General features: G+C 69.9%; 8 protein-coding genes and 2 pseudogenes. 5 read left to right on the forward strand and 5 right to left on the reverse strand.

Features of this window, described 5'->3' with window-relative positions; all coding sequences use genetic code 11:
• Positions 1–405: 405 nt before the first annotated feature.
• Together HHL19_RS08535 and HHL19_RS08540 are read right to left on the reverse strand one after the other, a co-directional pair.
• Positions 406–722, reverse strand: a pseudogene (locus HHL19_RS08535) (Na+/H+ antiporter NhaA); the annotation flags it as partial.
• Between the two features lie 167 nt (positions 723–889).
• Positions 890–1,114: a hypothetical protein gene (locus HHL19_RS08540; protein WP_169087245.1), complete on the reverse strand. Its 225-nt coding sequence runs from the start codon at positions 1,112–1,114 to the stop codon at positions 890–892.
• Positions 1,115–1,566: 452 nt separating this feature from the next.
• On the opposite strand from HHL19_RS08540, the gene HHL19_RS08545 reads away from it, so the two are divergent.
• The 4 genes from HHL19_RS08545 (at position 1,567) to HHL19_RS08560 (ending at position 9,953) form a co-directional block, all read left to right on the forward strand.
• Positions 1,567–2,523, forward strand: a complete 957-nt coding sequence (locus tag HHL19_RS08545; RefSeq protein ID WP_169087247.1) for a histidine kinase — start codon at positions 1,567–1,569, stop codon at positions 2,521–2,523.
• Positions 2,520–3,176: a response regulator transcription factor gene (locus tag HHL19_RS08550; RefSeq protein WP_169087250.1), complete on the forward strand. Its 657-nt coding sequence runs from the start codon at positions 2,520–2,522 to the stop codon at positions 3,174–3,176. Before HHL19_RS08545 ends, HHL19_RS08550 begins: the two co-directional genes overlap by 4 nt.
• Before the next feature lie 304 nt (positions 3,177–3,480).
• Positions 3,481–9,738 (forward strand): RHS repeat protein, encoded by a 6,258-nt coding sequence (locus HHL19_RS08555; protein ID WP_169087616.1) that lies wholly within the window; start codon positions 3,481–3,483, stop codon positions 9,736–9,738.
• Between the two features lie 47 nt (positions 9,739–9,785).
• Positions 9,786–9,953: a hypothetical protein gene (locus tag HHL19_RS08560; RefSeq protein ID WP_169087252.1), complete on the forward strand. Its 168-nt coding sequence runs from the start codon at positions 9,786–9,788 to the stop codon at positions 9,951–9,953.
• 405 nt (positions 9,954–10,358) lie between these two features.
• Here HHL19_RS08560 and HHL19_RS08565 read toward each other — a convergent pair whose 3' ends face one another.
• On the reverse strand, positions 10,359–11,855 hold the full coding sequence (locus HHL19_RS08565; RefSeq protein ID WP_169087254.1) for an insulinase family protein: 1,497 nt from the start codon (positions 11,853–11,855) through the stop codon (positions 10,359–10,361).
• Positions 11,856–12,059: 204 nt separating this feature from the next.
• Between HHL19_RS08565 and HHL19_RS37095 the strand changes: the two are divergent.
• Positions 12,060–12,334 (forward strand): annotated as a pseudogene (locus HHL19_RS37095) (hypothetical protein); the annotation flags it as partial.
• Between the two features lie 818 nt (positions 12,335–13,152).
• Here the strand turns inward: HHL19_RS37095 and HHL19_RS37100 are convergent.
• A complete protein-coding gene (locus HHL19_RS37100; RefSeq protein ID WP_169087256.1) occupies positions 13,153–13,488 on the reverse strand; it encodes a tyrosine-type recombinase/integrase in 336 nt (111 codons plus the stop codon).
• Positions 13,488–14,438 (reverse strand): site-specific integrase, encoded by a 951-nt coding sequence (locus HHL19_RS37105; protein WP_169087258.1) that lies wholly within the window; start codon positions 14,436–14,438, stop codon positions 13,488–13,490. The genes HHL19_RS37100 and HHL19_RS37105 overlap by 1 nt, the downstream gene beginning before the upstream one ends.
• Positions 14,439–14,615 lie beyond the last annotated feature (177 nt).

The raw sequence follows: 14,615 nt of genomic DNA on the forward strand, positions 1-14,615 counted from the left end.
GAAGCCCGAACCCGACACCTACGCCTGCACCTGTACGACGCCCACGCGCCTTCCCCGAACACGCCCCACCCACACTCCCCGGTTCCCCACCGGCCCCCGAAACCCAGGGCGGCCTCGGTGCAGACACGGCCGAGGATCGGGCGAGGACCCCACGGGGCAGCCGGGTGCGGGTGGGACGTCGAGCGCGACGCCGGACGGGACGAGGTCCGTCACGTACTGCCGGAGGGAATCCTCCTCGCCGTCCTCGGCGAGAGCGGTCAACGGGAGCATCGGCGCCTCGGTCGCGGGCTCCCCACAACCCGGCAGGAGGAGGCAGTCGAGGGACCGGACCGGCCCGTACCGGGCGGCGCGCAGCAGCCGGCGCAGCAACCGCCCGGTGGTGACGACGCACCGCACCAGGCGGCCGGGGGTCCGCGGCTCGCCGACCACCAGCTCGCGTTTCAGCTCGATACCGGCGATCAGGAAGAAGACGGCGAGCAGGCCGTCGGCCGTCCAGTGGCCGACCGAGAGGTCGAGGCCCAGGGCGGGTACGCCGAAGGGGAAGTCGCGGAGGGCCGCGTACGCCCCGCTCCACGGGCTGTCGGCCCGGACGAGCGCCACGACGGCCGCGACCAGGAGGACCACCCGCCCGCCGTCTCCGTACGCAGGGCTTCCGCGACCGTCTGCCGCTCCGTCCAGGGCAGCAGACCGAACAGGGCCTTGCGTGGGCGCGGCTGCGTCATGGGAGCGGTCTCCGGGGCCAGCGTCGCCTTGACGTGTTCTTCACACCCCATCGGCGTGCCGACGCTCTCACCAGGAGGCTCCTCACCTCCCTGTATGCGGGCGAGCGGGGCCGTGCGCACAGGCATCGGCGGAGAAGCCCGTGGGCCCGTTCCTCCGTCGGCCCACGTCACCCACGGACCCGGTAGAGCCTGATGTCACGGTTGACGAACAGGTGGACGTAACCGCACGACCAGCAGATCAAACCGGTCGCCGACTCGTTCGCCCACGCCAGGTTGAGGAATTCCATCCCTGTGCTGTTCAGCTTCACCTCCCGCTCGCGGAACGTGTCGCTGTCGCACATCAGGCAGTGGATCGGGGTGTCCCCGATCTGCGCGTGCAGAGGCTTGGCCATGATGCTCCCCCTGATATGTCGTCATTTCCGGTTCCCGGCATCGGGGCGCTCCCCGCCCCTGTCCCCGAACCATCCTGAAACAGCAGGACTCCGCCCCGCACTGCCGTGACCTGGCAGTCTTCGACGTCTTCTTGATGCCGGTCGTAAGCCGCGACGACCGACGTGTCGGTCTCGGTCCCCACGCGTCAGCGAGGCCCGGCGCGTAGAGAGCCAGGGGGGCGCAACTGCCCCCTCCCCTATGAGGCTTGAGGCTGCCGGACGGGGCGGAACGGGCTGCTGAAGATGGGTGCCAGCATGTATGGACGGCCGCTGGCTTGATCGCCCAGACTCCGTCGTGATCACCGTGACGATACGGTGACGACTGTGATGATGCCGTGACGACCGTGGCGAGACCGTGACGGTGGCGGGGGTGCCGGCCGATGGGCGGCACGAGAGACGGGGGGAGGTCCGCTGTGTCGTTGTTCTTGCGGATCTTCGTGATGAATGCCTTCCTTCTCGTCACGGCCACCGCGCTCCTGCTGAGTCCGTGGGTCACGGTCTCGTCCCCGGTCCTCTTCGACGAGGTCGTCGTGGTGATCGCCGGTGTGCTGGCGATGCTCGTGGCCAATGCTCTTCTCTGCCGGTACGGGCTGGCTCCGCTCAAGCGGCTGTCCGGCGCGATGGCGAGCGCAGACCTGCTGAACCCCGGCACGCGGCCGGAGGCCACCGGGCGGCATGAAATGGCGAACCTCGTTCGCACGTTCAACGCGATGCTCGACCGCTTGGAGAACGAGCGCGCCACCAGCAGCGCTCGGGTGGTCGCCGCGCAGGAGGCCGAGCGACGGCACCTCGCCCGGGACCTGCACGATGAGGTCGGTCAAGCCCTGACCGCCGTGCTCCTCCAGCTGAAGTGGCTCGCGGATCAGGCACCCGCGGAACTGCGGGAAGATCTGCACGCGGCCCAGGAGACGACCCGGGAAAGTCTGGACGAACTGCGGCGCATCGCCCGCCGGCTTCGCCCCGGAGTGCTGGAGGACCTGGGACTGGCCAGTGCCCTGCGTGCTCTGACAGCCGACTTCAACACGGCAGGAGTCACGGTGCGGCACCACCTCGACACGGCGCTTCCGGACATGGCGCCCGAGGTGGAACTGACGATCTACCGGGTGGCCCAGGAGGCCCTCGCCAACGCGGCACGTCACTCGCATGCCAACCGTATCGACCTGGACCTCAGACACGGGACGCCGGGAGTCGTGGGCCTCGTCGTCCGGGACAACGGTCACGGTCGCCGAGACGACACGGAAGGATCCGGCATCCGCGGCATGAGGGAACGTGCGCTGATGATCGGGGCGGAGTTCTCCCTCGGGACCTCGCCGGAGGGCGGAACCGCGGTGCGCATGCGGGTACCGGCGGTGGAAGGGGCCGAGCTGTGACCACACGCCCCACTCGCATCCTGCTGGCGGACGATCACGCGCTGGTCCGTCGTGGCGTGCGCCTCATCCTCGACGCCGAACCGGACACGTGTGTCGTGGCCGAAGCCGGCGACGGGGCCGAGGCCGTCGCAATGGCGCGCCGGCTGCCCGTCGACCTGGCGATCCTGGACATCGCCATGCCTCGGCTGACAGGTCTGCAAGCCGCACGTGAACTCTCGCGGGCACACCCGGGCCTTCGCATCCTGATCCTCACCATGTACGACAGTGATCAGTACTTCTTCGAGGCCCTGCGGGTCGGCGCCAGCGGATACGTGCTCAAGTCCGTGGCGGACCGCGACCTGGTCGACGCCTGCCGTGCGGCCATGCGCGATGAGCCGTTCCTCTACCCCGGCGCCGAAACCACCCTGATCCGCAACTACCTCGACATGGCGGAGCAGGGCAGACCGCTCCCGCAGAAGACGATCACCGACCGCGAGGAAGAGATCCTCAAGCTCGTCGCCGAAGGCCACACGTCGAAGGAGATCGGCGAACTTCTGGTCATCAGCGCCAAGACGGTGGAACGCCACCGGGCGAACCTTCTGCAGAAGCTCGGCCTGCGCGACCGTGTCGAACTCACCCGCTACGCCATCAGGACCGGCTTGATCGAGCCGTAGCGCCGACACCGTGCCATCAAGCCGCCTGGCTCACACGCCGGGAGGCGACCTCTGCATGCCGCCGTCCAGTGACAACGCCTGACGGCCGGCCCCTAGACCGCGCCGTCCCACCTCTGATGGGCCGGCGCCGGGACCGGAGGCCCACTCCGGCCCCCAGCACCATCACCATCACCATCACCCACGACATGTTCAGGGGAGAAACGTGACAAGCCAGATACCGGAGCCCTCATCAGGGTTCCGCTACCGGCCAAGACTCGACCGGCACAGAGGCATCCGCGGCACCGCCGTCGGTGTGGCGCTGCTGATGTCGGTATCGACGATCTACGGAGCCCAGGCCGCCGTCGCCGCGCCCCGTGCTCCGCAGACGGCCGGGTCCCAGCAGAAGGCGCCTGCCGCGACATCGGCTGCCGACATCGCCTCCGCCCGGGTGGCGGCACGGCTGTCGGGCAAGCGGGTGGAGGCGCTGTCGGAACGGACCGAGACATCGACGACCTGGGTCGACAAGGACGGGTCGTTGACCACCGAGCTGTCCGCCGGCCCGATCCGCTTCCAGGACCCGGCCACGGGCGCCTGGCGTGATGTCGATGTCGAACTCGCCGCTGCCTCGGACGGCTCGGTCGTCTCCAAGGCCCACCCTCGCGGGCTGAAGCTGGCGGGCAAGGCCGGTACGAAGGCCACGTCGCTGAAGGCAGCGCAGGCGGCCCCGGCCACGGACCTCGTGACCCTCGGCGAGGGGGACGAGCAGATCACGCTGCAGTGGCGGGGCGGTCTGCCCGCGCCGAAGCTCGACGGCACGCGCGCGACCTACGTGAACGCGGTGCCCGGCGCCGACGTCGTGGTCGAGGCGACCCGTACGGGCTTCGAGCAGTTCGTGGACATCAAGGAGAAGCCCGCCGACGGCTTCTCCTACACGCTGCCGCTCAGGACCAAGGGGCTGAAGGTCGAGGCCCAGGCCGACGGCAGCGTGCTGTTCACCGACAAGAAGTCGAAGAAGTCCGCGGTCATGCCCGCCCCGGTGATGTGGGACGCGACCGTCGATCCCGTCTCCGGCAAGCACACCCGCCAGGTCGCGGTCGACATGAAGGTAGTCAAGACCAAGGGCGGCGTGGACCTCGTCCTCACCCCCGACGCGAAGTTCCTCGCCGATCCGGCGACGACGTACCCGGTGACGGTCGATCCGTCGACCTCGTCCTTGTCGAACGTCTTCGACACGTACGTGCAGCAGGGCACGACGGTCGACTGGTCCACGGACGTCGAGCTGGACCTGGGCAACCCGGGTACGAAGAACGCCGACGGCACGTACCGGCTGGCGCGTTCGTTCCTCTCGTGGAATACCGCGCCGATCGCCGACGCGCTCGTGACGGACGCCAAGCTGTCGCTGTGGAACTTCCACTCCGGCAACTACACCGGCTCCTCCTGCCCGGCGCAGCCGTGGGAGGTGTGGTCCACCGGAGCCGCCTCGACTTCCTCGCGCTGGACCGCGCCCAACCAGCCGGCGTGGATCGCGAAGAAGGCCACCTCCTCGGAGACGAGGGGCAACGCCTCCTGCTCGACCCAGCCGGACGGCTGGATCAACGCCGACGTCACCACGATGGTGCAGGACTGGGCCTCGGCCAAGGCCGCCACGTCCCACATGGGTCTGCGCGCCACAGATGAGACCGTCACGGGGCAGTGGAAGCGCGTCAACTCCGCCGACGCCGCCTCCAATGTGCCGAAGCTGACGGTCACGTACAACTACCGGCCGCGCACCGGCACCAAGCAGGAGGCGGGCCCGCCGTACTTCTCCTACAACGGCGCCTACGTGGTCAACACCACGACCCCGACGCTGCGTGACACGTTCGTCGACCCCAACGGCGACAAGATCCAGGGTGCCTACCAGATCTTCGACACCGCCACGAACACCCAGGTCGGTGCCGTATTGCGGTCGGCGTTCGTGCCCTCGGGTCAGCCCGCCCCGGTCGTCGTTCCGGCCGGCGTGCTGACGAACGGCAAGACGTACCGGTTCCGCAGCAGCCCGTACGACGGAACCCACTACAACCTGGGCTGGTCGGAGTGGAAGACCTTCACGGTCGACACCGCCAACCCGTCCGCCCCGACCGGCATCGCCTCGACGGACTACCCGGCCGGGCAGTGGGTCAAGGGTGCCGGCCAGGCCGGCACCTTCACCGTCACCCCGAACGGCACCGACCACAACTGGCTCGAGTGGTCGCTCGACGGCGCGACCTGGACCAAGGTCGTCACCGGCGGCTCCACCGCCGCCAAGGCCGTCTCCGTCGCCCCGCCCCAGGACGGCACTCACGCCCTCCAGGTCCGGCAGGTCGACAAGGCCGACAACAAGTCCGAGGCCATCGAGTACGTCTTCCACGCCGGCCCGGGCGGTTTCGTCCAGCCCGCCGACGGTGAGCGCACCGCGCGCCGCCTGCCGCTGGTCGCAGAGGCGAACGGCAGCACGTACGACGCGGTCTCCTTCTCGTGGCGTCGCTCCGAGGCCGACCCGTGGGTTCGGATCCCGCTCGAGGACGTGTTCTTCCAGGGCAGCGCGATCACCGCGTGGCCCCGGCCTCTGGTCAACGGCAAGAACGAACTCCTGGTCTGGAACGCCACCGACACCGTCGACCCCGACGGCTCCATCGAGATCAAGGCCGACTTCACCGGCCCGAACGGCGCCGCCAAGAGCACCCAGCCCCAGTCCGTGATCGTCGACCGGGACGCTTCCGGTGCCGCGAGCGAGGAGGTCGGGCCCGGGTCCCTCAACCTGCTCACCGGTGACTACACCCTCTCCGCCACGGACGCGTCGTTCTTCGGCATGGCCGTGACGCGCAGTGCCTCCTCCCGCACCCCGAACGGGGCCGCGAGCCTGGAGGGGCAGGCCACCATCTTCGGCAAGGAGTGGGTGGCCGGCACGACCGCGGAACTGACGCAGACGGTCTTCAGCCACGTCCGCAAGGTCTCCGACACCGCACTGGACGTGGTCCTGGAGGACGGGACGGCCATCGCCTTCACCAGCAACGCCGCCAAGACCGGGTGGATCGCGGAGAAGGGCTCGGAGCACCTGACGCTGAGCGGCCGTTTCGACGGCAGCTTCACCCTGTCGGACACCGGCGGCACGGTGACCACCTTCACCAAGGCCGACCCGGCCGCGCCGACCTGGCAGGTGTCCAGCACCCTCCTGAAGGGGCTGACGAACACCACCACCACCGTGGTCTCCGAGGCCGTCACCGTCGACGGCAAGCGGCTCGCCAGGCCCAAGCGGATCATCGCCCCCACCTCGGCCGTGACCGTGGCCACCTGCGAGGCGAACCCCGCGACCCGGGGCTGCCGCGTCCTGGAATTCGTGTACGCCACCGCCACCACGGCCACCGGTACGCAGACCGACGACCAGTTCGGCGACTTCGCGAGCCAGGTCCGGGAACTCCGCCTGTGGGCGTCCGCACCCGGCGCCGCCTCCGGCACGGCGATCGCCGTGACGTCCTACCGCTACGACAGCAACGGCAGCCTGCGGCAGGTCTGGGACCCCCGCCTCTCCCAGGCCGGTGAGCACCAGTACGCGTACTGGGCCGGCCGGGTGACCTGGCTCCAGCCCGCCGGGCAGCTCCCCTTCACCTTCACCTACGGCAACGCCGGCGCCGGCCCCGTTCCCGGCGACGGCATGCTGCTCAAGGTCTCGCGAGCCGCGCTCGTACCCGGCAGCGTCGACCAGCAGCAGGGCACGGCGGTCACCTCCGTCGTCTACGGCGTACCGCTCACCGGCGGCGCCGCCCCGTACGCGATGGGTGCCGCGGAGGTGAAGACGTGGGGGCAGAGCGACCTCCCCACCGACGCCACCGCCATCTTCCCGTCCGACTCCGTCCCCGCCTCCCACTCCGGGCCGCAGCTCACCGCGTCCGCGTACCCGCGCGCCACGGTGCACTACCTGAACGCGTCGGGACGTGCGGTGAACTCGGCCGACCCCGGCAGTCACATCTCCACGACCGAGTACGACCGCTTCGGCAACACCGTCCGCGAGCTGACGCCGGCGAACCGCACTCTCGCCCTGGGGACCACCGCCGCCGAGCGGGCGACCCTGCGCGACCTGGGCATCGACGGACGCTCCGCCACGGAGCGGGCGCGCCTGTTGTCCTCCCTCTCCCTGTACGACCCGACCGGCATGCGGGAGACGGAGACGTTCGGCCCCCTGCACCGTGCCGACCTGACGCAGGACCTCAAGGACGGCACCACCGTCCTGGTGCCGGCGAACACCCCCGTCGCCGCGCGCGCGTGGACGGTCAAGGAGTACGACGAGGGCCGGCCCACCGACGGCAGCGCCGTCGTGAGCAACCAGGTCACCCTCACGATCAGCGGCGTCCGTGTCCGTGACCACGACTCGGTCATGGGCGAGAAGCAGCTGGTCGAGAACCAGTACGACTGGGTCAAGGGCCTTCCCACCCTGAAGATCCAGGATCCCGGCGGCCTCAACCTGGTGACCAGCACCACGTACGACGCCGACGGCAGGGTCACCGGCACCCAGCCGCCCGGTGGCACGGGACAGGACGCGGCGTCCAGGGTCGTCGCCTACTGGTCCGGAACGGGTACCGGTTGGTGCAAGGGACGCCCCGAGTGGGCGGACCAGGTGTGCTGGACCGGACCGGCGGGCGACATCGTCGGCGGCGGCTCCAACCCCGTCGAGGTCGAGGACTCCACGATGGAGTACGGCCTCTACGGCCAGCAGTCCAAGAGCGTCGACACGGCGAACGGGGCCGCCCGTACGCTGTCGGTGGCCTTCGACGCCGCGGGGCGGCAGACCACCACCACGATGAGCGGCGGCCTCGGCCAGGCGGTGCCGACCAGCACCGTCACCTACGACCCCGCCGGCGGCCAGCCGGTCACGGTGACCTCCCCGACCGGAGGCACCATCACCAAGCAGTACGACAAGCTGGGCCGGCTGATCTCGTACACCGACGCGGACGGCGGCACCACCACCCTGCGCTACGACGCGCTGGACCGCCCGCTGACCATCACCGACAGCGCCCCCTCGACCCGGACGTTCACCTACGACACGGCGATCGAGCCCCGCGGTATGGCGACCAAGCTCGTCGACTCCGTCGCGGGCACGTTCACCGCCACGTACAACGCGGCCGGTTCGATCGTCGCCGAGCAGCTGCCCGGCGGCTACACCCTGCGCCAGACGGAGAACACCGTCGGCACCACGGCCGACCGGGTCTACACCCGCGACGCCGACGGCGCCGTCGTCTACTCCGACGCGGTGACGCACTCCGTCGACGGCAAGGTCACCACCCGCGCCAGCGGCACCAGCAACCGTGACTACACCTACGACCGGGCAGGCCGCCTGACCGTCTCGGAGGAGACCGCCGACTCGGTCTGCACCCGCCGCGCCTACGCCTTCGACAAGCGCAGCAACCGCACCTCCCTCACCACGACCGCCGCGCAGCCCGGTCTCGCCTGCACCACCACCGGAGGCACCACCCGCACCCACACCTACGACAGCGCCGACCGCCTCGTCGACCCCGGTTACGCCTACGACGCGTACGGCCGCACCACGGCCATGCCCGGCGCCACCATCGACTACTACACCAACAACCTGGTCCGCCGTCAGACCGCCGGCACCAAGCGCCAGACCTGGGAACTCGACGCGGCTCTCCGCTTCCGCGGCTGGACCACCGAGACCAACAGCGGCGGCACCTGGTCCCAGACCGGCGCCAAGGTCAACCACTACGCCAACGACACCGACAGCCCGAGCTGGATCGTGGAGAGCGGCACCGGAGCCGTCTCCCGCAACGTCGCGTCGCTGAGCGGCGGCCTGGCCGCCGTCACCGGCAAGACCGGCGGCACCGTCCTCATGCTCACCAACATCCACGGCGACATCGGCGTGCAGCTCCCGCTGGACGCCTCGCAGAGCCCCGTGGCCCTGGAGAGCGACGAGTACGGCAACGTCCGGACCGGATCACCGGCGGCCCGCTACGGCTGGCTCGGCGCGTTCCAGCGCTCCAGCGAGACTCCGACGGACACCCTGCTCATGGGCGCGCGGCTCTACTCGCCCGGCACGGGGCGCTTCCTCAGCGTGGACCCCCTGTACGGCGGAAGCTGCAACTCCTACGACTACGTGTGTGCCGACCCGGTGAACACCTACGACAACGCCGGTACGGCGAGCTGCAAGACCGTCTCGCGCAGGTACAAGCTCTACGAGGGAGCTGTGCGCATCCAGCTCGGCACCACCTCCATGCAGGCCGAGTTCTGCCTCAACAAGAAGGGGAACATCAGCAGCTCCAGGGCGTGGACGAGCGACGACGAGAGCGGTCTCGCCTCGGTCCTCGGCTGGAAGATCCAGTTCCACGGGGCGGCCCGCAACGCCCGGAGCTCCACCTACCATGAGTGGGGCGCCTCCGGCATGGCCCAGGTCTGCGCTTTCAAGATCTTCTTCACCTGCGGCTACCAGGAGCGCTTCGCCGTCACGGTCGCGTACTCCCGGAACGTCCAGGGCCCGGGCCTGTCCGGCCACAGGCGCTACTCCACCAAGTGGCGCGCCTACTGCACCAACAAGCACTGCAAGCTGCGCTTCTCCTAGGGACGCGGCGAAACAGGACGACCGACGACTCGACAAGGAGTGAACGGATGCCGGGAAGACGCTTCTGGGGCCTCATCGTCCTGACTGTTGCCGTCGCCTTCTCCGCCATCGGCTACGTTCTCAACGACCACAGTCCAAGCGGCCCCTGGGGCCTCGCCGGCCTGGTCTGCGGCCTGCTCACGGTTCTCGTGATCAGCAGGCGCCAGAAGAAGTAGCGCTCCACCAGCGTGCGGCCACCCAGAATCCCTGGGTGGCCGCACTCATACGGACCGGCCACCGGTACGACGGCCCCTTGGGGGGGGGCAGCGGTCGGCCTCTTCGAAGGCCCTGCGGGACAGGTAGGGGACCACGTCCCGCGGTCTGACAGCCCACCTGCTCCACATATGGACGACTTGACCGTGCGCGACTCCGCACACCGACCATCCGGCCCGCCACGGACCCTCGATCCGCGCAGCACACGGTGGGCCTGACGCCCGTCGGCAGATCGCGGCATGGGACGACGCCGAGCCGCGGCGGGGACCGCAAGGCCCTCGGGCGACGACACCTTCAGCCGGCCGGTGGGTCGAGCGGGTCGGCGGGATCGCGGTCCGCGGGCGGCCGGCCCGTGCGTCGCCGGAGGCTCAGTCGTCACCGTCGGTGACGAGGCCGGAGGTCTCGTAGCGCAACGCCGCCGGCACAGCGGCGTCGATGGCTGCGACGGCTGGCCCGATCTTCGCCCACATCTCGGGCATGACCGGGATCAGGCAGCCGCTTCGGCCGAACACCACACGCCCCGGCCCTCGCATCTCCACGCCGACAACCTCGTCGAAGGGCACATGGTGCACGCCGCCGTCAGCGTCTCGTGACCACAGGCCCGAGGCGCCGATTCCGAGCCGTGCCGTGCGGGCAGCGGAGGAGAGGGCGCGGTCGAGCAGAGAGGGCTTGAACACGCGTACGTCCGCCGGGAATGTCTGGGTCGTGGTGCAGCCTCCGCGGGGCAGCGGGGTGCCGTCAAGCTGCCCGAGGCTCACCTCCACTTCGCAGGGGACGGCCAGCAGGGCGGTGGCGAGCGCGGTGATGAACGCCTGCCCCGCCTGTTCCGGGGTGACCTTCTCCAGGGCGTCCAGCCGTGTCCGCGGGTCCTGGTAGTCGAGCCCCAGCAACAGGCACCCGGCCGCGTCGCCGAGCTCGGAGGACGTCGACCGCGGGTCGAGCCAGGATTCGCGCAACCCGACTGCCTCTTCGGCGAGTTCCTCTTCGGTGACTCCCGTGCGGGCCATGCGCAGCGCCTCCTGCCACAGCAGCTCGGCCACACGCTGCTCCTTGCCCTCGCGGGCGTCCAGGCAGAGGGTGTACTCGCCCTGGCCGGCTCCGGTGTGCATGCGGGCGCCGACCACGTCGTACGAAAGGCCCTCCTGGTGCCGTGCCCGCTGCCTGAGCCGTTCCTGGAGCACAGCGAGGGCGAGCACGAGCGCGGGATCGTCGAGATCGCCACGGAGCGCGAGACCAGGGCCGGGCACGACGGCTTGGAACCAGGCCGGCCCCGGGTTCATCACCGGCTGTGCCCCGTCGCGGTCGGGGCGTGCGCCTCGCGGCAGCGGCAGGCGGAGTTCCGCCGGGGGCCGGCCCGTCAGGATCAGAACGGCGTTGTCCGCGTGGAAGTAGCGAGCGGCGATGTCCCGGACGGCCTCGGCGGGGATGCGGTCGGGACCGGGACCGTCCCAGGAAGCCAGACCCGCCCCGACAGAGCCGTATCGGAACGACAGCAACTCCGCGCTGGTCGGATCGGTGATACCGGAGCCCTCGGCGGCGAGCACACCGGCCTCTCGCTCCAGTCGGTCCAACGGCAGGGAAGACAGCGCCTCGCAGACACGGGTGAGGAACCGCGCGACCTGCTCGTCACTCCCGGAAGCGGTGAAGTCCGTGAGCGAGAGCGTCACCGACGCGTTGTGATCGTGGTGGAGCCGCGGCAGCGAGCTCATCGCCAGGTGTTCGACAAGGTGACTCACTCCGAGGGTCCGGAACGTCTCGTCGCCCATCCCGCAGCCGAAGATCAGAGCGGCTTCAAGGGGTCCAGGCGCCTCCGCCCACAGAACGGGCACACCGTCGATCACATCTCGTCGCATGGCCGAGATCATATGATCCGCCCCCAGCGCGGTGACGGCCGCGGAGGAGGACCGGTCCGCCGACCGTCCCGGCGCCACGGCGCGGGGCATCTCGTCCCTGAAGCGGCGCCCGAGCAGGCGGCCGCGCTCGTCCCCGCGTTCGTCCCCACGGCACGGCGATGGCATCAAGGGATGCATGAACCGGTGACCGCCGGCTTCGTGTCGGCTCCCGGTTTCACGGGGGCGGGCGTCGCCACCGGTGCGGGCGTGGTCGCGGGGGGGGCGTCGCCGGATGGGTGACCTGGCGGTTCAGCCGGGTACTCATGCGCGATGGCTCCGCGCCCGCACCGCGCGGCGAGGACCCTACGGGCACATCCGGGTCGGTGGTCACCGCGATCCCGGCGGACGGCTACGGCGAGGTTCTGTTGTACCTGGGCGGCCGGCCCGTGAAGGACGCGGCGCGTGCGGCCGTTCCCGTCCCACGGGGCACCGAGGTCCGGGTCGAGTCCGTCCTGATGTCGCAGCACCCGCCCACAACGACCACGAGCGAGAGGAGCAGACGAACGCCACGCCGCCGCGGAACGCAAGACGCGACTTCCTGGAAAGCCCCCGATCGCCTGGCTCGTCACGCTGGTACGAACCCTGGCCTCCCGCCATCGCCACGCTTCGGCGCCTTCCCCGCCACCGAGCTCACCGGCGTCGGGCTCGCGCTCGGCGGATACCCGGGCACCACGGCGGCGCTCGGGGGACCGGCCCTCGTGACACTGGTCCTGGCCCACATCGTGGCCAAGTCCTCCACTCCCGCCGCCTCCCAGACCCTGCTCCCGGTCGGCCTGACGCTGCCCGCCCCCTGGGCCGCAGCCCTGCTCAACACGCTGCCGCGCCTGGCCGATGCCCCGACTTGCAATCACCCCGGCCGCAACGGCGACCGCCGGCGCGGCAACGGTCGCCGGATGCCCACCGGCAGCCGCCCCGGCACTTCGGGCCGCGAAGGACACTCCGCAACAGATCCGCGTCGTAGGCGCCGCTACGCCTCCCCCCAGCACTGGCCACCGCCCCCTTGCCGATCAACGCGGTAGCGGCCGCTTGCCCCCCGGGCAACGAGACGTCTCCTCCGCCAGAGGGGCACGATTCGCCCGTCGCCGAGAGCACGTACTTTCGCATTGAACTCCCCCACATCAGCGACGTGGTGGAGTTCAGACGTTGAAGCGGAACCTGTAGTACAGAGCTCCCACCTGCGGAAACGCGGTTCCTTCAGGGCGCATCCCAGCACCATCCCAGCACGGGTGTTCCATCCCAGCACCACACAGGCCAGCCAGCCCTCGTACGCCTACACAGCTCGGTTGCCGGCGCTCGAGCTCGCCTCCTCCGACGGCGGGGACGTCACATCCGGGGGCACGGGCCACATGGCACGCTGCAAGACTTCCCGGCAGCGCTCCCACGCGCCGGGCAGCAGATGCCCGTAGATATCGACCGTCGTCTTGACCGAACGGTGCCCCAGCCAACGCGACACCTCGTGGATCGGCACACCGTTGGCCAGGGCAGTGGAGGCGAAGAAGTGCCGCAGGCTACGAGGCGTGTACTTGGCCCTGCCGTCCAGATCGACCAGGCCGGCCAGGAGGCATGCCTTCTTGAACTGGTAGCCGTAGGACGCGATGGACGGCATCACCCCGGCGCCAGGCTGACGCGGGGCGAAGAAGGTCTCGAGTCGAATCCGCTTGCCCTTCTGCCCGGTAAAACCACGGGCACCGGCTTCCACCTGCGGAGATGAGCATCAATCTCCTGCTCGACGAACAGAGCGGTGGGAATGTCCCGGCACTCCTTCTCCAGCCGATGCTTCAGGGGGACGAAGGGCGTCCGGCAGTCCTCGCGGTGCGCCCTGGCACTCACCTGCCATCGGATCCTGACGAAGCCAGACCGCCTGCACTCGGTGGAGAAGGCCAGGGCCTCGCTGGGTCGCTGACCTGTACCGGACTGAAGGTAGACGGCGAGGCGGAACTGTGGCGTGATATGCGCAGCGATCAGATCAACCTCAGCTGGCGTCGGCACTGCGTCCTCGTCCACCGCCACAGCATCCCTACGGGATATCCGGATGCCTCGAGCAGGGTTCTCCGTGATGCGCTTGTCGACGACCGCCGCCTCCATGATGGCGGCCACCATCACCATGCGGTCATTGACCGTGGAGACCGCCAACCCCTCACCCGAGGCATGCAGGTCCTTGGCGAACTCCTCGAAGTCGCGTCGCGCCAGCCCAGCCAGCGTCTTCCGTCCCAGACACGGCCCGAGATGGTTACGGATGAACCCTTCGTAGTTGCGGCGTGTGAACTCACCAACGACCTGTCTCTCCAGCCACTCCTGAGCCCAGACTCGCAACGCCACAAGCCCTCGCCCGGAATCAAAGCGAATGCTGGCCTTCTTGTCGTTCTCGACCTTGTCGGCGAAAGCGTCCGCACCATCCGCACCCACCCGACGGGGAAACGACCTCTCCCGCTGACGCCCGCGCCTACCGCCCGGCTCCCGGTAGCGCACCGTCCACCCATGCCGACACCGCGGACGATCACAGGGAAAGTTCCGGTCCCGGACGTCCTTCTTGCACCTCTGAAAGACGCTCGCCACCCCAAGCCCCCCACGATCCTCCGCCCGGCCCGTGCTCGAAACCGTGCACCGCCACCTCACGGACGGGCAAGGACTTCACCGCCAAACCCCTCTTTCCGGCGAATGCGGACCCAGCCCCTCCCCACGGTCCCGCGGGCCATCGGATCGGCGAGACCCTCCTCGCTGGATGCGCTCACG

The organism is Streptomyces sp. R302, from assembly GCF_012927245.1.
GTDB lineage: Bacteria > Actinomycetota > Actinomycetes > Streptomycetales > Streptomycetaceae > Streptomyces.

Excerpts from the sequence above, each read along its gene's own strand:
- HHL19_RS08540 (WP_169087245.1), bottom strand. The coding sequence starts at position 1,114 with ATGGCCAAGCCTCTGCACGCGCAGATCGGGGACACCCCGATCCACTGC.
- HHL19_RS08555 (WP_169087616.1), top strand. The coding sequence starts at position 3,481 with ATGTCGGTATCGACGATCTACGGAGCCCAGGCCGCCGTCGCCGCGCCC.
- HHL19_RS08560 (WP_169087252.1), top strand. The coding sequence starts at position 9,786 with ATGCCGGGAAGACGCTTCTGGGGCCTCATCGTCCTGACTGTTGCCGTC.
- HHL19_RS08565 (WP_169087254.1), bottom strand. The coding sequence starts at position 11,855 with ATGATCTCGGCCATGCGACGAGATGTGATCGACGGTGTGCCCGTTCTG.
- HHL19_RS37100 (WP_169087256.1), bottom strand. The coding sequence starts at position 13,488 with ATGCCGTCCATCGCGTCCTACGGCTACCAGTTCAAGAAGGCATGCCTC.